The 20,199-nt window shown below is 39.0% G+C and carries 21 protein-coding genes and 1 pseudogene; 2 read left to right on the top strand and 20 right to left on the bottom strand.

What is annotated here, in order from left to right; genetic code table 11:
- Positions 1-86: 86 nt before the first annotated feature.
- The 8 genes from J671_RS12650 to rpe form a co-directional block, all read right to left on the bottom strand.
- Positions 87-566 carry a methylated-DNA--[protein]-cysteine S-methyltransferase gene (locus J671_RS12650; protein WP_031982415.1) on the bottom strand — a complete coding sequence of 160 codons (480 nt, stop codon included), beginning with the start codon at positions 564-566 and terminating at the stop codon, positions 87-89.
- Positions 567-577: 11 nt separating this feature from the next.
- The gene (locus J671_RS12645; RefSeq protein ID WP_002050323.1) at positions 578-898 is read right to left on the bottom strand and encodes a DMT family transporter; all 321 of its coding nucleotides are present in this window, start codon (positions 896-898) and stop codon (positions 578-580) included.
- Between the two features lie 148 nt (positions 899-1,046).
- Positions 1,047-2,042 carry a cation transporter gene (locus J671_RS12640; protein WP_006581507.1) on the bottom strand — a complete coding sequence of 332 codons (996 nt, stop codon included), beginning with the start codon at positions 2,040-2,042 and terminating at the stop codon, positions 1,047-1,049.
- Between the two features lie 28 nt (positions 2,043-2,070).
- A complete protein-coding gene (locus J671_RS12635) occupies positions 2,071-2,826 on the bottom strand; it encodes a copper resistance protein B (RefSeq protein WP_020992407.1) in 756 nt (251 codons plus the stop codon).
- The gene (locus J671_RS12630; protein ID WP_006581509.1) at positions 2,813-4,747 is read right to left on the bottom strand and encodes a copper resistance system multicopper oxidase; all 1,935 of its coding nucleotides are present in this window, start codon (positions 4,745-4,747) and stop codon (positions 2,813-2,815) included. Before J671_RS12630 ends, J671_RS12635 begins: the two co-directional genes overlap by 14 nt.
- Before the next feature lie 40 nt (positions 4,748-4,787).
- A complete protein-coding gene (locus J671_RS12625) occupies positions 4,788-5,183 on the bottom strand; it encodes a hypothetical protein (RefSeq protein WP_016804354.1) in 396 nt (131 codons plus the stop codon).
- A gap of 101 nt (positions 5,184-5,284) precedes the next feature.
- Positions 5,285-6,106, bottom strand: coding sequence for a Cof-type HAD-IIB family hydrolase (locus J671_RS12620; protein WP_006581511.1), 822 nt, complete (start codon positions 6,104-6,106; stop codon positions 5,285-5,287).
- A 355-nt stretch (positions 6,107-6,461) separates the two neighbouring features.
- Positions 6,462-7,148: a ribulose-phosphate 3-epimerase gene (rpe, locus tag J671_RS12615; protein WP_004710471.1), complete on the bottom strand. Its 687-nt coding sequence runs from the start codon at positions 7,146-7,148 to the stop codon at positions 6,462-6,464.
- A gap of 184 nt (positions 7,149-7,332) precedes the next feature.
- Between rpe and J671_RS12610 the strand changes: the two genes are divergently transcribed.
- Positions 7,333-7,605 carry a DUF2218 domain-containing protein gene (locus J671_RS12610; protein WP_004888677.1) on the top strand — a complete coding sequence of 91 codons (273 nt, stop codon included), beginning with the start codon at positions 7,333-7,335 and terminating at the stop codon, positions 7,603-7,605.
- Here the strand turns inward: J671_RS12610 and fghA are convergent.
- The 6 genes from fghA to J671_RS12580 form a co-directional block, all read right to left on the bottom strand.
- A complete protein-coding gene (gene fghA / locus J671_RS12605; protein WP_016804854.1) occupies positions 7,602-8,453 on the bottom strand; it encodes an S-formylglutathione hydrolase in 852 nt (283 codons plus the stop codon). The genes J671_RS12610 and fghA overlap by 4 nt on opposite strands.
- Complete coding sequence (locus tag J671_RS12600) at positions 8,422-9,873, bottom strand: C13 family peptidase (RefSeq protein ID WP_031982412.1); 1,452 nt, start codon at positions 9,871-9,873, stop codon at positions 8,422-8,424. Before J671_RS12600 ends, fghA begins: the two co-directional genes overlap by 32 nt.
- A 136-nt stretch (positions 9,874-10,009) precedes the next feature.
- Positions 10,010-10,801, bottom strand: coding sequence for a class I SAM-dependent methyltransferase (locus tag J671_RS12595; RefSeq protein ID WP_004888684.1), 792 nt, complete (start codon positions 10,799-10,801; stop codon positions 10,010-10,012).
- A gap of 11 nt (positions 10,802-10,812) precedes the next feature.
- Positions 10,813-11,478, bottom strand: a complete 666-nt coding sequence (gene tsaB, locus J671_RS12590; RefSeq protein ID WP_006581513.1) for a tRNA (adenosine(37)-N6)-threonylcarbamoyltransferase complex dimerization subunit type 1 TsaB — start codon at positions 11,476-11,478, stop codon at positions 10,813-10,815.
- A 132-nt stretch (positions 11,479-11,610) separates the two neighbouring features.
- Entirely contained in the window at positions 11,611-12,138 is a 528-nt protein-coding gene (locus tag J671_RS12585; protein WP_079377068.1) for a gamma carbonic anhydrase family protein, read from the bottom strand.
- Positions 12,139-12,160: 22 nt separating this feature from the next.
- Positions 12,161-12,787 carry a CoA pyrophosphatase gene (locus J671_RS12580; RefSeq protein ID WP_006581515.1) on the bottom strand — a complete coding sequence of 209 codons (627 nt, stop codon included), beginning with the start codon at positions 12,785-12,787 and terminating at the stop codon, positions 12,161-12,163.
- 114 nt (positions 12,788-12,901) lie between these two features.
- Between J671_RS12580 and J671_RS12575 the strand changes: the two genes are divergently transcribed.
- Positions 12,902-13,450: an NUDIX hydrolase gene (locus J671_RS12575; RefSeq protein ID WP_000006666.1), complete on the top strand. Its 549-nt coding sequence runs from the start codon at positions 12,902-12,904 to the stop codon at positions 13,448-13,450.
- 46 nt (positions 13,451-13,496) lie between these two features.
- Here the strand turns inward: J671_RS12575 and J671_RS12570 are convergent, their stop codons facing one another.
- The 6 genes and pseudogenes from J671_RS12570 to J671_RS25060 form a co-directional block, all read right to left on the bottom strand.
- Positions 13,497-15,422 (bottom strand): hypothetical protein, encoded by a 1,926-nt coding sequence (locus J671_RS12570; RefSeq protein ID WP_031982410.1) that lies wholly within the window; start codon positions 15,420-15,422, stop codon positions 13,497-13,499.
- A gap of 18 nt (positions 15,423-15,440) precedes the next feature.
- Entirely contained in the window at positions 15,441-16,688 is a 1,248-nt protein-coding gene (gene filE, locus J671_RS12565) for a putative pilus assembly protein FilE (protein WP_031982409.1), read from the bottom strand.
- Positions 16,682-18,346 (bottom strand): OmpP1/FadL family transporter, encoded by a 1,665-nt coding sequence (locus J671_RS12560; protein WP_006581518.1) that lies wholly within the window; start codon positions 18,344-18,346, stop codon positions 16,682-16,684. The genes filE and J671_RS12560 overlap by 7 nt, the downstream gene beginning before the upstream one ends.
- Positions 18,347-18,358: 12 nt before the next feature.
- A complete protein-coding gene (locus J671_RS12555; RefSeq protein WP_209762930.1) occupies positions 18,359-19,525 on the bottom strand; it encodes a transporter in 1,167 nt (388 codons plus the stop codon).
- A 44-nt stretch (positions 19,526-19,569) separates the two neighbouring features.
- Positions 19,570-19,884, bottom strand: a pseudogene (locus J671_RS25795) (peptidase); the annotation flags it as partial.
- A 6-nt stretch (positions 19,885-19,890) separates the two neighbouring features.
- Positions 19,891-20,199: IS30 family transposase (locus J671_RS25060; protein ID WP_000319972.1), on the bottom strand; the 309-nt coding region annotated here is incomplete at its 5' end.

Raw genomic sequence — 20,199 nt, 5'->3', positions numbered from 1 at the left:
GCGAGGTCATAAAACCCGCTTTATATGAAATATCAGTATTGACAGCTTATTAGAAAAGCCTGAAAAAATCGAGCGCTAAAAATAGCTTATTTTTGCTCTAATTTTAATAAAATATCTTTCTTATCAAGACCACCAGCAAAACCCACTAAAGCGCCACCCGCGCCAATGACTCGGTGACAAGGTGCAATAATCGAAATTGGGTTTTTACCATTGGCAGCCCCTACTGCTCGCACTGCTTTTTCATTTCCAATTTGAACAGCAATTTCTTTATAACTTCTTGTTTCGCCATAAGGAATGCTGAGTAATGCGGTCCACACCTGTTTTTGGAATGCTGTACCTTCAAAATCTAATGGCAATGTAAATTCACGGCGTTTGCCTTCAAAGTATTCTTTTAACTGTTGCTCAGTTTTTAATAAAACCGGATGCTCAGCTTGTTCGACCAGCTCTGCCAGTCGAACACGTTTTGGATTTTCATTGTCCCAAAGTACTGCCACCAAAGCATTTTCATTCGCAACTAGTTTTAATTGCCCAACAGGCGAATTGATATACTTATAAGACATCAACATACTTTATCCTTTTAAGATGGAGACGAAATTTTCATTAGAACCAGTCCCGATACAATCAGTACAGCGGCAATCATTCTCATTGCACCAATAGGTTCATTGAGAAAAAATATACCCACTAAAAATGATCCAATTGCACCTATGCCTGTCCAAACCGTATAAGCAGTACCAAGGGGTAAAGTTTTCATTGATATTGAAAGCAGAACCACACTCAAAATCATAAAAACTACGGTAATAACACTAGGGGTTAAACGTGTAAAACCTTCAGACATTTTCATAGAATATGCCCAAATGATTTCAAATACACCTGCTAAAATTAAAATAGCCCAAGCCATAACATTCACTAATTTTTATAGTGTCAGGTCGTCCTGACATGATTACCCATTATGGGGGAGGTCGTTCCTCCTTATGTGAAGACTCAGTTTACTTTAAAATAAAAAATGAAGGCAAACCCGAACTCAAGCTTGCCTTTATCAGAAAATATTATTCATTTTTGAGTTGTAGAATTTTCCGAGCACCATTTAAAACAAACAAAACAATAATCAATCCAATAATTAAATCAGGATAACGAGAGCCAGTGATTGCAACTAATATTCCCGCAATAATGACACCTAAGTTTACGATGACATCATTGGCAGAGAATATATAACTCGCCTTCATATGTGCCCCACTCTCCTTATGATCTCTCATTAAATAAAGACAACTAACATTGGCTGCAAGCGCTAAACCGCCAATTAAAATCATGAGAATTGAAACAGGTTCACTGCCGTATATAAAACGACGTAATACATCAACTAACACAATCATGGCTAAGCCAAACTGAAACCATCCGGAAATATGTGCAGCCTTTAATTGAGCATTGAGGTTTTTACCTACCACAAATAAAGCAATTCCATAAATTGCCGCATCGGCAAACATATCGAGTGAGTCAGCAATTAATCCTGTTGATGACGCAATGATGCCTGCCATAAATTCGATAAAAAACATCACTGCATTAATAAGTAACAACCATTGTAAAACCTGTTTTTGTGCTGCATTAGCTGAAGAGCTAACACGTACCTTTTTAGGCTTTTCAACGGGTTCATAGTGAGGTTGAGTTTGCTGTAACTCTGCCCCTAAACCTAGGCGTTGCAGGGTTTGGGTAATTTTTTCAGCTTCTGTACTGTGATATACCGCTAAATGCCGAGCAGGCAAATCAAAATCAAGTTCTTGAATATGTCCAGCATAAGGTGCTAACGCCATTCGCACCATTTGTTCTTCGGCTGCACAATCCATGTGAGGAATATGGTAATAACTCACCCATTGGATTTTATTTGCCATAAGTTCACTCGGCATAGAATATTCCTGAGTTACTACGCTTGAACACCCACAGCTTGAGCAGCTTTTATTTACATTTATTTGATTCTCTTGTTTTTCTAAAGCCATCTTTGCACCATAACTGACACAAAAAACAATGCCATCAGTATAAACCAATGGCATGTCATTAAGCTTACTTTTTGTTCGGCAATTAGAATTTTAGTGTTAACCCAGCTCCATAATACCAACCATGTTCTGAGTCGGTTCCAGTTTGCCAAGCGGTTTGTTTTAAACCTTTTTCATAACCATAACCGACATCAACAAATGGCATGACCTTTTTATTGATTTCATAACGGGTTTGAAAACCTGCCTGTAAACTTGATAGCCCCGTTTTACTGGCATAGCGAGATTCATCTTGCAAAACAACATTTGCTTTTAAATAGGGCTTACCAATCAACTTTTGGGTAAAGAGTAAGTCCCTTTCGGTCTCTAGGCTCAACTTCCATAACTGATCTTCACCTGCATAAAGATAAGCATCGGTTTCAAAAAAGTAAGGCGCCATGCCATGTAAACCCACTACACCAGCCCAACGTTCTTGCTTTTCGTCTTCCCGTTGTAAACGTTCATAGTTTACCCCAGCCTGTACATCCCAATAATCAGCTATATTGCGGCTATAAAGTACTGAACCGCCATAATTGGCATCTTCCGACTCGGCCTTTTCAACATGGGCTTTAATGAACAATTTATTTTCATCCGTTCCCACCCAGCTTTCCAATTCAGAAGAAAAACTGCCTTCACCCTCTTCATTTTGAGTCCAGCCAGTATCAATCTTAGTTGCTTGATAAACCTGTCCACCATGTTCGCGTAAATGATCGTGTGTTAAAGGTTCTTGAGCAAAAGCAAATAAAGATATACCCGAGAAAGCACCGCAACATATCATTTGAGAAAATAACTTAGTGATGCGCATGACTAGCTCCTTTCTCATTTTCAGATTGAACAGGTGGCTGTGATTGAGCTGGTTGTTGGCTGTCATTTACTTGAGCAACAATCAACTTATTCATCATCCCCGCACTCATGTGATAGAGCAAATGACAATGAATCGCCCATTCTCCCAAAGCATCGGCTGTCAATAACGCAGTAACGGTTTTTCCGGGTGGAACAATAACGGTATGTTTATTTGGTAAGTTTTCAGCTTGTTGACCATTTTCCAATTGCATAAAAATGCCATGTAAATGCATTGGATGAGCCATCATGCTGTCATTTACAAACTTCAAGCGAATACGTTCGCCATATTTAACTTGTAATGGTTCAGCTTCGTTAAATTTCTTACCATTAATAGTCCAGATATAACGTTCCATGTTGCCCCCTAAACGAATGACTAATTCACGCTCGGGCGCACGAGTATCTGGCTGCGGTGTTAAAGACTGCAAATCACTATATTGCAGTGCTTTCATACCTGCTGGTGTTGAAGCATTTGCCCAGCCATAAACGGGTTCATCATTTTTAGGCTTATTCTCAGATTGAGATGGCATCTCATGATTCATATTCATCATAGCGTGATCATGTTCGCTAGATGACATAGTCTGCATATCATGATTTATTTCAGACATGGCCGACATGTCATGCTTCATGTGCATCATGGAATGATCATGCCCGTCAGATGACATATCTTTCATGTCATGGTCCATTTTCATCATTGTGTGATCATGATTAGCCTGACTCGTCTCTTTTTTCATCTCAGGCATAGCCGACATGTCATGCTGCATGTTCATTTGATGGCCAGCATGTTGATCGCTTTTACCCCCATGACTCATGCCCATATCGTCCATGGTTAATAAAGCACGTGGGCGCGGCTGTGGCATTTGAATTGGCCCTACAGCTTGGGTGTTTTCATCATGCAGAGTACCAATGGCAAAACCACTGCGGTCAATAGACTCTGCTTCAATCTGATAATTTGCTTGTTTAGGTTCTACAATGACATCGTAAGTTTCGGCTGTACCAATACGAAACTCATCAATTGCAACAGGTTTAACTGGCTGTCCGTCTGCACTCACGACAGTCATTTTCAAATTTGGAATTCTGACATCAAAAAAAGACATAGCTGAAGCATTAATAAATCGTAATCGAACCTTATCGCCCGCTTTAAAGTTACCTGTCCAGTTTTGCTCTGGTGTCTTGCCGTTAACTAAGAAGGTATAACCCGTCACATCAGACATATCGGTTTTTAACATCCGCATCTGATTCCACATCGAACGATCTTGCCAAGTTGCTTTTAAGCCCTGTGCTTTCACTTGCTTCCAAACATCAGATACGGTTTCACGGCGGTTTTGATAATACTCAGCAGATTTCTTTAAATTCTTTAAAATACTATCGCTAGAAGACTGATGAAAATCTGAAAGCATCACCACATAATCACGGTCAGTTTTTTCATGCGCTGCAACGGGTATTTTTCCTTTTGGATAAATCACGAGTGGTCCATATAGACCATCTTGTTCTTGGCCTTTACTGTGGGCGTGATACCAATATGTGCCATTTTGTTTCACCTTAAAACGGTAAACAAAATCTCCGTTTGGCGCGATTCCTTTAAAACCATTGAAACCCGGCACACCATCCATTAACCCCGGTAGTAACAACCCATGCCAGTGTAAAGAGGTATCTTGATTCTTTAATTGGTTATGAACATGAATAACAGCCTCATCCCCTTCCTCAAACTCAAGAAGTGGGGCTGTAAACTTGCCATTTACGGTAATTCGTTTAAGGGGTTTTCCCGTAACATTGACCTGTTGTTCATTAATATTAAGGTGATATTCCTTAATTGCCGCGAGGGTCCATGGTGAAACCAATAGACCAAATACAGCGACGAGGCTGCTAATTGTTTTATGAGACATTGCTGTAATCCTTTTAACTAAAAAAATAATTAAGAAAGGATTAAGCTTTTGGTGGACGTAAGATTTCTTGCCAGTATCCAGCTAAATGCTGTGCCTGATAAATACTACTAAATTGAGATGTACTAGGAATAAATGATGTTTCAATATCTGGTACAGCTTGCTGTAAAGCCAGATTCACTATTTGACAATGGACTGGGTTACAGTCTTGGCAGTGTTCACCATGTTGATGAGAAACTTTAACCATAGATTGATGACACATCGCTTGATCATCAGCTTGAACATGCATAGTGTGATGTGTCATTTGCTTACTATGGCATGGCATTGTATGAAGATCATGCTGCATAGGCATCTGAGCAACAGACACGCCACTCCACCCAATGACCAAAGTCATTAGGAACACAAACCAAGCATACTTGCGTAAGTGTTGCAGCGTCATCATTTATTGCCTTGAGCAATCCATTTATCTATGGGGTATAAGCATAACCAAGTTTTAAAACAGATACAATTTTACATCTTAATTGATTGTTTTTATGGTCATTAAGCAAACGGAGGTTGATGCTGAAGAACTAAATCAATCACTTCTAGTGCACCTTCTCGTTCATTACTTCGTGTTGTATAAGGTGCTACTGCTTTTAAAGCTTCAATAGCATTTTCAACCGCAAACCCATAACCTGCTGCTTTGATCATCTGGATATCATTATTGTTATCGCCAATCGCAACCACTTGATTGGCTTCAATCTGCCATTTTTGTAGTAATAGTTTCAAACCATGCGCTTTATGTTGATCTGGAAGGATCAAATCAATAAAACCAAAGCCACTAGAAACAGGCACTAAAACCTTATCTGCTACGAAGCTTTGCTTCTGAAAATGTTCAAAAATTGCAAAACTTTCGTTTTCCTGAGCAGTAAAAGTAATTTTACACACCAGATCATCTAACGTATAAAAGTCATCGATAACTGTCAGCTTCTCAAAATATCGAGCGACTTTAGCGTAGTCCTCTGCATTCATACTCCTATGTACATAAGCACTCTGTTTCCCACAGATCACCATGGTCGAGGTATACGCAGGGTCAATCGCTTTTAGAATCTTACCAAACTGTTCTTTGCTTAAATGAGCAAAAGCGAGTTCTTGCCCTGCATCTACAACATGTGCTCCATTTTCTGCAATGAAAGCAATTTCATGATTAATTTCTGGAAAATAAGTAACAAGCTTTGCAAGTTGGTTACCACTGGCCACCACAAAATGAATATTATTTTGTTTTAGTTGTTCATACTGTTTTAAAAAACGTGCTTTGTTGTACTGCTTCTTAGAATTAAGAAAAGTCCCATCCATATCTACCGCTAAAATTTTTACTGTCATTAATGATCTAGGTCTCTTACTAAAATCTTATTAAATCAAATTTAGCTTTACTTTTCATGACACTTTTACAGTTTTCTATTTATTATGTTTTAAAAGTTTTACACAGCTCCATCTCATTTTTTGCACAGGTCATTTTTTAGCAAAGCTTAATAAAAAAACAGACAATAAAATATCCAATACGTATAAAAAAAGAACGCCAAAGCGTTCTTTTTTTATATATTTTGTGTAGAGAGTAATCGGTTGATCTCTTTTTGTTTATTTTACCAACATTTTATCCATACGGTTATCAACACAGTTATCCATAAAGTTATAAACAAAGTTATCCACAAGTTTACTCTCAGCTTAATAAGCTTTTTTAAACGCTCACAGTACCAACTCTAGCAAGCTCTGCACGCATTTGATCAATTACAACTTTATAATCTGGTTGACCAAAAATTGCTGAACCAGCAACAAACATATCTGCACCAGCTTCTGCAATTTCACGGATATTTGCAGGACCAACACCACCATCTACTTCTAAGCGAATATCTCGACCACTTGCATCAATAATTTTACGAGCTTCACGTAATTTTTCTAAAGTCATTGGAATGAACTTTTGTCCGCCAAAACCTGGGTTTACACTCATTAATAAAATTTGGTCAACTTTATCAAGTACGTAGTCCAAATAATGTAATGGGGTTGCTGGATTGAAAACTAGACCTGCTTTAGCACCACCTGACTTGATAAGTTGCAATGAACGGTCAATATGGTGAGATGCTTCTGGGTGAAACGTAATAATATCTGCGCCAGCTTCTAGGAAATCGCCAATAATACGATCAACTGGAGATACCATTAAATGCACATCAATAGGAGCTTTAACACCATATTTTTTTAGAGCCTTACACACCCCTGCACCAAAAGTTAAGTTTGGAACATAATGATTATCCATAACGTCAAAATGCACTACATCTGCACCTGCAGCTAACACTTTGTCTACATCTTCGCCTAAACGAGCAAAATCGGCAGATAAAATAGAAGGAGCAATCAAATAAGGCTTGGACATAGGTGGATGACCTGGCTAGAAGTTTAAGGAGAGGCTAAAAATTATAACAAAAAAGAACCTAGTTGGCCCGCTCTTCCTTGCTTAAATGGCAACATTTCAAACTTGCAACGTAACGTTGCTACTATAGAATGCTAAGTGCCAAACGAATTTGTTAAGGTACATTAAACCAATGTGAGGATTGATAATGAAAAGCACAACTCATCTATTAACAAATGATGGTAAACGCATTGCAAAACGTCTAGTCAATCATTGGAAGCACAAATTTGAAGTACAAGAAACTGATCAAGATTTTAAAATCTTCATGCCTAGTGCAACCATTACACTTGCACCTCAAACAGAGCAATTAAATGTTGCTATTGATAGTCAGTTAGATGATCACGACCACTTGGAAAAAGTTGTCCTTGATCACCTAAACCGTATGGCTCAACAAGAATTTCAGGTGGAATGGCAGCACTAACTCGCTGATGTTACCTTTTCTAACTGGATTGCATGAAACTGCAAGTGCTCATCCATAAAGGTCTGGATAAAATAATAGCCATGATCATAGCCAGCATGTTGTCTTAAAGTTAAGGGCTGTCCTGCTTTTAAACATGCTTGCTTAAATTTTTCAGGGTGAAGTTGTTCATAAAATTGATCATCCAATCCCTGATCAACCAAAATTTCGCTAAAAACTGCACCATTTTTTAAGACTAAAGCTGTAGCATCATGAGCCAACCAGCTATCGTGGTCTGTACCTAAATAATGGCTAAATGCTTTTTCACCCCATGCACATTCACTTGGCGCACAAATCGGTGCAAATGCAGATACCGACTTAAACTTGTCAGGATATTTAAAAGCTAAAGTTAAGGCACCATGGCCACCCATCGAATGTCCGAAGACACCAACTTGTTTAGCATTTACCGGAAAACTTTTTAAAATGAGTGGATATAACTCATCAATTAAATAGCTTTCCATCTGATAATGCTCAGACCAAGGCGCTTGCGTTGCATTAATATAAAAGCCAGCACCTTGCCCTATATCCCAATGGTCACCTACAGCGACTTGTTCACCACGAGGAGAAGTATCTGGTGTAATCAGTATGAGGCTAAGCTGCGCGGCCATGTGTTGTGCATGGGCTTTGATTGCAAAAGTTTCCTCAGTACACGTTAAACCCGCTAAGTAAAACAAAGTTGAGCAAGGTTTACCTTCCAAAGCTGCAGGTGGCAAATAAACACCAAACTTAGTAGAGCCCTTTAATAATTGAGAATCGAACTGGTAAATGCGCTGCTCACCTTCAAAGCAGCGGTTTTTTTGCAGGAGTTGCATCGTTTTTAGCCTCTGTTTGTGTTTGAGCAATATTTACACTACCTGTGCTTTGCTGTGGGAAAAGATATTTTTCCAACTGAGGTAGCATAAGCTCCATATTCTTACCAATCATCCATTGCGGCTCTGAAGGTTCTACACCTTGAGCGACTTCCCATTTGGTTACGGTTTGCTTAGCGGCATTAAACGAATCTTTCATTGAAGACTGCTCTCGCATCGCCAAGTCAAAGAAAGCTCGTCCAAAATACGTATAATCAGCTTCGTTATTACAGCCAAAAGAAGTTTTATCTGCCGCAGATGCAGTAATAATTAAAGTATCAGGCGACTGTAATGCAGGAATAAAACTTCCTGAATAACAAGCAGAAATGACAATTACACGCCAACGAATCCCCGCTTTATCAAGCGTTTCACGTAACCATTTCGCATCGACTTGCCCCAAATCTAGCGGTGCATTTTCAATTTCAAAATGGTTTTGTTCACCGTGCGATGTCATATATAAAAATAACACATCACTATCACGGTTCATTTGCTGGCCCATACGGCGTAGAGCCAACTCTATACTAGTTTTAGACGCAATCGGAATTTCGGTTCGGGTATCTGGATTATTGACTAGCATCATCGAACGTCCGACAGTACCGAAACGTGTATCGAATTGTTCTTTAATACGAACCACTTCCGATTTAAAAACGTCTTGGTAACTGTCGCCCGCAACACCTAAGAAATACCAGTGGCTTTTCGCTAGCTCACCATATTGGACTTGCTCTAACGCATCATGAAGCAACTTACTTTGTGCATAGAAAGCATCTTCGGCAAAGGTAGGTGGAGAATCTTCCACTTTCCAAATAGGCTGATCTTTTACAGAAAGCTGCCAAACAACCATAGTTGCAATGGTCGCAACCATGACCAATGCCCGCTCCCACCAAGGCCATTTCAGCTCACGCGAGAAAACCCAAATAACTGCCAAACTTTGCCACACAAAAAGTGCCACAAACAGACTCGGTAAAATACCGTTATAAATAGCGTCGGGAACAAAGTTCAAATAACCATTAGAGCCCAGATATTGAATTAAACATTGAATTAATAAAATATTGGTATCTAAAACTAGCCACAGTAAGGCTGGGACTAACATTAAACGCGGCTGATTAATACGCTGTGATAAAAAAATACCAACAATAAGCGCAATAAAAGGCCATAGTGCATACCCAATTAGGCCTTGGGAGTTAAAATCACCCATTTGACCAGCTACGAGCCAGCTATAAAGTGAGTTGGTACATCCGCCTAATATTCCCCAAACTATAAGTTGAAGAATAGAGGGATGTACGATCTGTAAGGAACGTCTTGACCCCAAAAATAACCACATTCCGGCAAGCTGGTTACTTTTAAAATCATGCCAAAAGTTAATGGAAGGTTTGAGATCAATCATAAAAAGGTTTCAAAAATTTCGTTTTTGTCAGGCTTCATAAGTGTATGCCTGCTAAGAATTTTAGCAATCATGCTTTTGAACTATATCACATATATTTGTGCATTATTCAAACAATAAAACTTATCCTTACATAAGCTTACTGAAAGTAAGCATCAAAACGACAAGCATCCCCCTGCCACTGATGAGCTGGCTCTTGATTTGCTAAGAAAACAGCATGACGTGGACGTTTTACAATCACTCGCTTGGCAACTTTTTTGGCCAAATCAAGCAAATTATCTCCCAAATCCATTTCTCCATCTTCGGGTAAAAGTAAATGCAAAAGTTGCATCTGCTTTTTGACCTGGGCTTGTTTTTTAATTGCTTGTTGGTTTTGGTCGCGCTGTGGGAACATCGGGTCAAGGTAGACTACATCAACCGTTTGTGCGTCTTGATCTAATTGCTGTAAATAGCTTGCGGAATCGGCAAAGATTAGTTGAATACGATCTATAAATTGACTTAAAAATGGATCACGCTGTGCCTGAGCTTTTGAATCTTCAAGTAAAGTAAATAAAATCGGATGACGCTCAACAAGCTGGATTTGGGCACCCAGATAAGCCATAAGTAAGCTGTCATGACCTAAGCCCGCTGTAGCATCGACCAGTACTGGCTTTTCCCCTAACTGACAAGCACGAGCAATCATTTCCGATTTAAGACTTGCTCGTTTTAAACGTGGGATTTCAGCTTTCCAGTCAGGCTGCATTTTCATGCCGTTCGCAGATAACCAAAGTCCGTTTTCATCTACACAAAGTGCTAATTCAGGATTTAAACGTAAAAAACGGGCATTGAGCTTTTCAATCGGCTGTAAATCGGCAGTCACGCCTCTAGAAGAAAGCACAGCTTGGTAATGCTGTGCTTGTTCTTGAAAATCCACTTCAAAATATATATGCATGCGCAGTGCCTTTACTTTGCTTTACCCTGATCCGCAATTTTTTTCCATGCATCATCACGCAAGTAAACCGGTAAAGCATGTTCAGCATCAACCCACTGCTTTTGGGCAGCATAGACACGTGCAATCGAAGCAATGTCCTGTGCAGTGGCAGTGATTGTTTGATACTCTGCATCAGCTTGAAGAAGTTTAGCACCTGAACCAATCAAGCAATGCTTTGCATAGGCAGCCGCTTGCTCGTAGTTCATTAATTTTTCTTCATCGATACACTGCATGATGCCTTGCTCATCTAGAACAAAACTTGCAATGTAAACTTCGTTCATACGTGCATCGAGTACCGCAGTTACCTGCTCTAAACCTTCAAGACGGTAAGCCGCTTGTGCGAGAGCTTGCAAGGTAGAAACGGGAACCACAGGTAAATCTTGTGACCAAGCTAAAGCCTGAGCAACAGCAGCATTAATTCGAACACCACTAAAAGAACCTGGCCCTCGGCTAAAGGCAATTGCATCTAAACCAGTAGCGTCTAGTCCAGTTTGCTCTAAGCCCTGCTCAATCATTGGCAGAATGGTTTGAGTTTGTGCTTTCGCTCGCGTATCAAGTTGGAAAAATAGTTCTTGGGTTTCATCAATTAATGAAATGGAACATTGCTCGTTTGCAGTTTCCAACGCCAGCAGTTTCATGCACAACCTTAGTATTCAATCAGATTAAAAACGGAAGTAATGATACCCCACTCGGCCCTGTTAGGCGAGTTGTTCCTATCTAAATAAAAATGCCAAGCGAGTGCTTGGCATAGAAAATATCTTACTAAAATTTTAAAAGTGAAATTCTTTTAAATCAGCATAGCTTTTAAAGTGTTCAGCATAATGTAGTGCGCTCAAACGTATTTTTGCCGCGCCATCTTCATCCAAAGTTTTCACAATTTTTCCTGGTGAACCCATCACTACTGAGTTATCTGGAATCACTTTACCTTCTGGTATTAAAGCATTAGCACCGATAATACAATTTTTACCAATCACAGCCCGATTTAAAATTACGGCGTTCATACCAATCAAGCTATTATCACCAATCGTACAACCATGCAGCATGACTTTATGTCCGACCGTGACATATTCACCAATATTTAGCTCAAGTCCAGCATCAGTATGTAATACCGAATTTTCTTGAATATTAGAAAAATTACCAATGCGCACTATACAATTATCGGCACGTACTACAGCACCAAACCAAATGCTGACCTGACGGCCTAATTCTACTTGTCCAATAAGCGTTGCAGTTGGAGCAACCCAGCCATCCCATGGCTCATGTAAGGCTTTTGGATGCTGTCCTTGATAGCTATACATCATAATTTATCAGTCCTGATCTTTATTTTTTATGAGAAAATTTTGGCATTCCAAACGTTGGTGAGTTCAGTAGAAATGGCCACTCTTTTTGGTAGCCTAAACCATATTTAAATAAGGCAATTAACATCCGCGCTGTGAGCCCCCAAATAATTTCATTATCAATCTGCAAGCTTGGGAAGTATAAAGATTGATGAGCATATCGCACTTCATATGGCGTCGGACGCGTCTCTATAAGTTGCTGTAAAGGCACAAAGAAAATTCGATCAATTTCGGTGGGCTGAGGAATTAAAGTTACCTCAGGAGGAATAAGCCCAACAATCGGTTTTACAGACAAGCCACTTCTTGCACGTTGCATAGGCAGATCACCTAGCAACTGCACATCAAACGGATTTAAAGCCGTCTCTTCTTGAGCCTCTCTTAGCGCTACAACAATATTACTTGTATCACTAGGGTCACGTTTGCCACCCGGAAAAGAAACCTCCCCCGCATGGTTGTTCATATGTATTGAACGGCGTGTAAGCAGTACCTTAGGATTATTTTCATTTGTAATCGCAATCAGTACTGCAGCTTGTGCTTCTTGTATGCGGGTGGAAAAGCGCAATCTTTGCTGTAACTTTTGTGTTAGCAAGTGCTCTTCCATACCATTCACCTATTATTCTGTCTCTCTTTGCATCATATCTGAAAATCAAACTTAGGGAATAGAGTTGATGCGTAAGTCTAAAAATTCAGTTATGCTGAGGCATCTCTATACTCGATGATAATTATGAGTTTCTGTGTAGCGTGTGGGCATAAAACCGAACAAAAAATTCCTTTAGGTGATCATAAAGTACGCCGTGTTTGTACTCATTGTGGAAATATTCATTATGAAAACCCCAAAGTAATCTGCGGTGCCTTAGCGTTATGGGAAGATAAAGTACTCCTCTGCCGTCGTGCAATTGAACCTCGTTATGGCTTATGGACTTTGCCGGCTGGTTATATGGAGTTGTTCGAAACCATGGAACAAGGTGCGGCGCGAGAAACTCGTGAAGAGGCAGAAGCCGAAATTGAAATAGAACAACTTTACTGTATGTACAATATTCCTCGTATTGGTCAAATTTATGTACTTTTCAAAGCTCAGCTAAAAGATGGACTTTTTGGTGCGGGTGAAGAAAGCATAGAGAGCCGATTATTCGAAGAGCATGAGATTCCATGGGGTGAACTTGCCTTTCCGAGTGTCGAACACACACTCAGACATTATTTTGAAGATCGTAAAAAACAAGTTTTTCCAACGCACCTAGAAACACTAGGAACTCGTTTAGACCATACAGGTTAATTTAGTTAATAAAAAAGACCGCTTTCACGGTCTTTTTTTATGGTTTTTATTTTGTCTTAATTTGATAACAATCAGCCGTTCTAATCGTTATCGTTCCACTCATTCGCTCAGCTAAAGCTTTATCCTCTTCTGTAGGAGCTGGGCTCACATCCTTAATATTATTATAGACTCGTTGATAGAAGGCATATGGATTTAACCATGAAACTGTCTTGTTATCATAAGTTGTAAGGTTAATACCATTTAACTGCCCTTGTAATAAGTTGGCAACGTTAATTTTTGCCCCACTTACAATCAGTGTTTGACTACCAGTTGCAGTAGTACCTTGAACAACATTCGAATTTAAACCAGCCAAAATACCATTGAGATTACCGAGCTTCGGTTCAGCAAAAATCATTTTTACTGTAATTGATTTGTCATTTGAAGAAGACTCTGTACCACCGGTTGTCCCTATACGATACTGTTGAACGCCATTGTTATCAATTAAAGTGTTATCTGAGACCACTCCACACTGTCCAGACATATCTGTTGCTGTTGCATTAGGTTTAATATCAGTACGAATGTCACCATTTTCATCAATCACAATACCTAAATCGATTGGTGAAATTCCAGCAGTATCAAATTTAATATTTAAAGTACCATATAACGGGAAAATATAAGTTTGCCCTGAGCTCACATTTTTTGAAGTTCTAAAGATATCTTTTGCAAGATAACTTGCTGGAGTTACTTTATAGATATCTAGCGAACCATTATAGTTTTGATTACCTATACTCTGGCGCCATAACGCATATTGTTGATGATTTGGTGTTTTACTATTTGTTGCACCTAAATAAAGACTTTCGCGACCAGCAATAAATGAATCATTTAATAATTTACCTTGATAAATCAGTAAATCTTCAGCGCTATTAGCTGAAGCTTTTAAATGGAAGGGTTGCGTCGATTTAATCTCAGCTTGTAATGGATCGAGCCATGTGGTTTGAGCATTCGCTGTAAGTTGAGCTGGCTTAGATTTAGTTAATACTTCCATTACTGCTGTAACTGTTGAGTTACTTGTAGTAGTACTTGTACCTTTCCACTGTAAACCGTAACCAAATGTATAACCTTGGCGATCTGAGAGTAAAAATAAATTGCCTATTACGTGTTGGGTATTAGCAGCATTTTTTGGACAATCCGCTAAATTAGCTAAATTACATCCATAAAAATTTTCTGAAATTAAGTTTGGTTGAGCTAAGGTCAAGTAATCTGACTGATATAAACCTACCAAACTCAAATGAGTCAATTGAGTTACTAAAGCAAAAGCCTGATTATCATCAATTTGGCTAACATCTAACCAAGGTTTCAAGATACTGGCGTATGCTCCACTTTGCCATTCAGCAGCAGTAATATTTTGAAGTACTACATTTAGCGTATTTTTCTTATCTTCGGTAAATAGTGTAGGTTGTATATCTCCCACTACATTATCACCACGCTCTAAACCAACGCTTTGAAAGAGTTTAACCAAGGCCATTGCTACACGGATGGTTGGATCATTTGGACTTAGTGAAGCTGGTGCTACACCTGTTAAAGCCGTAGCCATATCCATAACTTTCAAACGTGGCGGAACGACCACCTTAATCTTTGAAATATTATCTAATTGAACAGAACCTAAATCGATCTTTGTTTTAGTTTGAGTGCCTTGTAAAAAGAAATTTGCTGTATCACCAAGTTTACATGTACCAACCACACTGTTTCCTGAAGCTTTAGTAACAAAACTCTGATTTGCAGCACTACTACAGGTAAAATTAAGACCAGCAATGGGATAATCGAGTGAAAACTGTAAGCAGTCACTATTTGATGCATCACAACTTCCATTTGCATTTGAACTACCAGAACCACTTGTAGGATCTTCATTAATGGTTGAGCTACCACCGCCACAACCATTCAGCATGATTGCTAATGTGGTTAATGCAAAAGGCCATAATAATTTTTTATTCATTAGATACCCTACTTATTTTTAACGTAATACTGAAATTTGAATCTGTCCCTGATTTGATAACTCTTGTTCTGCTACATCTATCGAAGAAGATAAAGGAGTTAACATCATATAACGCGCATGAGGCGGCACTCTTAAAGTACCTTGAATCGATGCATGTTGTAATATCGTAGAAGGATAAGACTTGCTCTTGAAACCACTTGCCCCTTCTAAAATACAGCCCTTCTCATCTAAGAATATAGCTAAAGGCCAATAATATAGAGGTGCGGAATTACTCGCTGCAAATGACATAAGTTGTAAATGTTGTACAGATGGATCTAGTTTTACCAACTCATATTCAAACTTTTCTTTTAATGGCTTTCGAGGCCATAAATTTACTTCTTTTTTAGCTCCAAGCACTTTGATTGACTTTTTATAGCCTTGAACAAAACATTTATCTTGCTCAAAAGTCGTTTCTAATTCTTTTTGAGACAGTCGTATATAAGTTGGAGCTAAAACAATCGCTCCTTGATCTTCCTGAGATTGCTTATTAAACAATTGTTCTAAAGTAGACTTGCTTACACCTTTTTTTCTTTCGATAAACTCTGTTCTTCCAAGTCCATCCGGCATAACATAAAAGCGTTTTTTACCTTCAAGATTAAATTCCTGATCTTCAAGATATTCATTATTTACATACTCTACGCCATCAATACTTGTAAATTTAGATCGATCATTTGAAGGATCTTGTATTGAAACAGTTTGAGAAGTACTTTGTGAAGATGAATAAATTTTTGCTGGAACACTTTCTGTCTTAACGCTACTAGTCTGTTTTTTAACTTCCTCCTTCTGAGCTTTACTCATTCTTAAAGGAAGCTCCGGTGCAGTCGGTGCAGTCGGTGCAGTCGGTGCAGTCGGTGCAGTCGGTGCAGTCGGTGCAGTCGGTGCAGTCGGTGCAGTCGGTGCAGTCGGTGCAGTCGGTGCAGTATTTAATTTTTTTGTAGGATGTGGTTCAAACTTTTTAAACTCTTTTGAATTCTGAACATTTTCTTTAGATGCTTCTTGAACAGGTGTAGCATTTACATGCGGTTGTACAACTTGTTTTGGTGCTTCTACTTTACTCTTGGATTGCTTTTGTTCTACTTTTTTACTGGGTACAATCATTGGACGACCATCTGGACCAATGATTGTAAAGAAACCATCTGCATAAGATACAGAAACGCTTGCTACCGCAATACATAAAGTCGAGATAGCAAATTTAGGTCGAAACATCGATTTATATTGTTTTACCATTTTGTTCTATAGCTCAAACCAAGCACTGTGATTTTTGTATTCGTTTTTACATCTAGGCCCGAATAAGGGTTTAATAAAATATTATCGACACCACACTTATTCGACAATGTACTCGTACAGGCTGGAATATTGTCACGACTACGCAAGAAACCCACTGAAAGGTCTAGATCTGTATCTGCGTCAAAACGATAACCTAAGCCAAGACCAAATAATTGTGCATTATTGATCGGAACCATGGTATTACGTTTATCATCAGGTATCGAACTAGCTCGAGGCTCGTAACCGGCCCTTAATTTCAAACGATCGGTTGCTGAATATTCAAGACCAATTCCCCAACTCCACGGCGAGGTAAATTTCAATGGCAATGCCAATGAATTATCGGTAACGTCATTAGATAAAAGCTTAGCCACTTTTAATAGCGTAATTTGACGGTCGAACTCAAACTTAAACTTATTCCAAGCAGAATAGTCAGTCCATCCTACGTCAAAATTAACTTGCAAATCGGGTAAGATTTTATACTTAATACCTGCTTGAAAATGTGCAGGGTATTCAAGATCCATAGCGACTAAACCAGACTCAATATTAGGTACATTGCCTGGTAGACCTAGAATTGCAGCTAAAATTTGTCCTGTAGCAGATGAGTTAAGACCCTTGATAAGTTCTTGAGGTGCTCTGGCATTATCAATCATATACTTGCCTTTTAAACGCATTTTGGCAGCACTTTGATAAACCATACCAAAGCCAAAATCATCAGTTGGCTCCCAGAGTAAACCTAAGTTATAACTTGGGCTTAATGATTGTTCTAAAGACACTTGTAATGCACCCATTTTATTAAATGGATTCATGCCTTCTTGAGCATTACACATACCAAATAATAGTAAGTCCGTAATCATGTCACTATTATTTTTAAAAGGTGCACATACCACTTCATCAACCATACGCAATACACCAATCATCTCATTGGGAAAACGTAGATCGGTTTTCAGTGCGATCGCGTTATAGGACATTCCTACTGAAGCACCAAGTGATAAATGGTCATTTACTTGATAACCAAAAGATGGTGATAAATAGGTAATTCTCTCTACTGCAACTTGCTGCCCCATATAGTTACCAGGGTTACCATTCTCTGCTCCAAACCCTGCTACCAAGGGTGCATATACTGCTGTCGCATAAGTAACTTTTGAACCAGGTGGCTTATAGGCGATTCCGGCTGTAGGAGCAACTAGAGGATATCCTGCTCCAAGATCAACCATTTTTTTTAGGATCGGCACATATAAGCTTGCGTACTCGACGTCACCATGCACTGTCCCTTTGAAATCTGTACAGATATTAGCAGAAACTTCCGGACCATCATTACAAACGAGAGGGTCATCTGAATAACCAAAAATGTTATAACCAGGGGGCGCAGAAAACTCACGCTGAATATCAAAGTTAGCAAGAATTCCCTGAACATCGGTTTGCAACCCATCAATTTTTGCTAAGGCTGCGGGGTTAAAATGAACTGCACTAATACCTGGAGGATCTGCAGTTACAGCATTCCCCATCGATAGTGAGCGAATATCAACAGCTAAGTTTTGTCCTAATTGAGCATTGGCAAAGCTAGAAAAACCGGAGATAACAATTGCCGCCGTTAAAGGACATAATTTAGGATATTTCACCTGCTTATCTCCTTATTTTCGTTTTTTATTAAAACCTAAAATATCTAACGGGAACGACAAACCAAGTGAAACATCAGGTGCATCCTCAGTTAAACCAAAGCCAACCGTACCGTTAACAATGGTATCTGGCGAAACACGTACGCCTAAAGCAAAAGCCATCATTGCGCTACTTTGGTCTGGTGATTTATAAGATTCACCATTATTGAATTGGAACTCAGAATTAAAGTTAAAACTTTGCTGATATGACATCGTTAAAGACACGTCATAGTTAAATGAGTACGCAAAACCGAACGAGAACCCACCACTAATCCCTGGATCAAAAGATTCTAAAATACGTGAACCGCGTGCTTGGTTAAGACCACTTTCTTTAAAGCCATAATTGGCAGAAACAGAAGCGAATAGCACAACAGGATCAATATATTTACGAGTACTTGCCCCTACTCCAACTGAGTAATAACCTTTACCTGTTGACAGCTCATCTAAACCAATCTCATAAGGGCTATCACCTGTTTTAGTTGAGACACTACCAAAAAGCACGAGTGGTAAACGCCCTTGCTTTAATGGGAAAGGTTCCCAACGTGCTCCCAAAGAAATATCACCTAAACCCGCTGTGGTTGAATCACTAGCAATATCAGATTTAGCAACAAAAGGTAATGTTGCTGAAAGTGTTAAATTATCTAAAACGCCATATTGCGCAGTAAAACTATTTGTCAAAGTATGTTGAGCATCTTCCCTAATTCTTAAACGACTAATGCGAGAATTATCGTCTCCTAATGCCACGTCTAATATACTGTCACGATAATAAGTATAATCAAGATCATAGTAAGAAGAGATTACGCCCTTCTTGATTAAAGAATATTGACGTTCATTTGAAGTAAATACTTCTTGTAAATTAGTCTCTTGGCTAGCATCACCTTCTTTTTTCTGTAAAGCACTTGCAGCTTGATGTGCCTCACTATTTGGAGCTGGGGCTGCGGCACTCGTATCTACTGCATTCGGTGCTTGTGTAGTATTATCTGTTGTAGCTTCTGAATAGTCAGAGCTTTCTGTTCCATTTGCTACAGCCTGATTCGAACCAGATACTTGAGGTTGTTGTATTTGATCTTCAGCATAGATTGTCCCTGTAATGACACTCATACTTAAGGCCAACATACTCATCTTCATCCATCGATTATTCATGTTTTTCCCACCCACTTTATTTATTTTACTAAATTTAAATTTGACTATTTACGCTTGTAATAAAGACGCATATAGGTTTCTATCGGCTGTCCATATGTTGGCGATTTATTATCATCATCTAATACCCGACGCATGGTGGAAGCTTTATTTGCTAAACGCTCATAGTTAAATGTAGGATATTGCACGTTCACCAAAGCATATCTATTGACCGTCGCATCTTCCACATGGCGCATGTCTGCATCTTTTAATGCCAATAGATCTTTACGCTGTGATTCAGGAACAGAAATAACAAATAAAGTATTATTATCCCAAATTTGTTTAAAACGACTTTCATCAAAGCTGATATTCCCTAAAGCAGGGCGAATTCAAACATGAGGTGCGACAGTTTCAAAAGCCATATGATAATCAACAAGCTGAGCAAATTTCTCTAATGGTGTAAGCCAATCTAACGCCTTTCTAGGACGAGTATTCAGTGACATGGCAACTTGATTTAAATAATGCTGATCTGCCTGATTTAAATCAATCCCTTTAGGTAAATATTGCCTAATTAAACCATTCATATTTTCGCATGTGCCTTTTTGCCAAGGTGAATGTGGGTCACAGAAATATACATCTATGCCTAAATCTTCTTCGAGTATTTTATGTTCTGACATCTCGCGTCCACGGTCATAGGT

It is taken from the genome of Acinetobacter sp. 1130196, from assembly GCF_000588095.1.
In the GTDB taxonomy this organism is placed as follows: Bacteria; Pseudomonadota; Gammaproteobacteria; order Pseudomonadales; family Moraxellaceae; genus Acinetobacter; species Acinetobacter nosocomialis.
Note: the sequence above shows the minus strand (reverse complement) of the source record. Positions and strands in the feature narration are given on the sequence as shown.

What these genes read in the sequence shown, in the direction of transcription:
- J671_RS12555 (WP_209762930.1), bottom strand. Translation starts at nt 19,525, where the DNA reads ATGAATAATCGATGGATGAAGATGAGTATGTTGGCCTTAAGTATGAGT.
- rpe (WP_004710471.1), bottom strand. Translation starts at nt 7,148, where the DNA reads ATGTCCAAGCCTTATTTGATTGCTCCTTCTATTTTATCTGCCGATTTT.
- J671_RS12570 (WP_031982410.1), bottom strand. Translation starts at nt 15,422, where the DNA reads ATGAATAAAAAATTATTATGGCCTTTTGCATTAACCACATTAGCAATC.
- J671_RS12595 (WP_004888684.1), bottom strand. Translation starts at nt 10,801, where the DNA reads ATGCATATATATTTTGAAGTGGATTTTCAAGAACAAGCACAGCATTAC.
- J671_RS12650 (WP_031982415.1), bottom strand. Translation starts at nt 566, where the DNA reads ATGTTGATGTCTTATAAGTATATCAATTCGCCTGTTGGGCAATTAAAA.
- J671_RS12630 (WP_006581509.1), bottom strand. Translation starts at nt 4,747, where the DNA reads ATGTCTCATAAAACAATTAGCAGCCTCGTCGCTGTATTTGGTCTATTG.
- J671_RS12620 (WP_006581511.1), bottom strand. Translation starts at nt 6,106, where the DNA reads ATGACAGTAAAAATTTTAGCGGTAGATATGGATGGGACTTTTCTTAAT.
- J671_RS12600 (WP_031982412.1), bottom strand. Translation starts at nt 9,873, where the DNA reads ATGATTGATCTCAAACCTTCCATTAACTTTTGGCATGATTTTAAAAGT.
- J671_RS12575 (WP_000006666.1), top strand. Translation starts at nt 12,902, where the DNA reads ATGAGTTTCTGTGTAGCGTGTGGGCATAAAACCGAACAAAAAATTCCT.
- J671_RS12585 (WP_079377068.1), bottom strand. Translation starts at nt 12,138, where the DNA reads ATGTATAGCTATCAAGGACAGCATCCAAAAGCCTTACATGAGCCATGG.
- J671_RS12635 (WP_020992407.1), bottom strand. Translation starts at nt 2,826, where the DNA reads ATGCGCATCACTAAGTTATTTTCTCAAATGATATGTTGCGGTGCTTTC.
- J671_RS12640 (WP_006581507.1), bottom strand. Translation starts at nt 2,042, where the DNA reads ATGCCATTGGTTTATACTGATGGCATTGTTTTTTGTGTCAGTTATGGT.
- J671_RS12610 (WP_004888677.1), top strand. Translation starts at nt 7,333, where the DNA reads ATGAAAAGCACAACTCATCTATTAACAAATGATGGTAAACGCATTGCA.
- J671_RS12645 (WP_002050323.1), bottom strand. Translation starts at nt 898, where the DNA reads ATGGCTTGGGCTATTTTAATTTTAGCAGGTGTATTTGAAATCATTTGG.
- fghA (WP_016804854.1), bottom strand. Translation starts at nt 8,453, where the DNA reads ATGCAACTCCTGCAAAAAAACCGCTGCTTTGAAGGTGAGCAGCGCATT.
- J671_RS12625 (WP_016804354.1), bottom strand. Translation starts at nt 5,183, where the DNA reads ATGACGCTGCAACACTTACGCAAGTATGCTTGGTTTGTGTTCCTAATG.
- filE (WP_031982409.1), bottom strand. Translation starts at nt 16,688, where the DNA reads ATGGTAAAACAATATAAATCGATGTTTCGACCTAAATTTGCTATCTCG.
- tsaB (WP_006581513.1), bottom strand. Translation starts at nt 11,478, where the DNA reads ATGAAACTGCTGGCGTTGGAAACTGCAAACGAGCAATGTTCCATTTCA.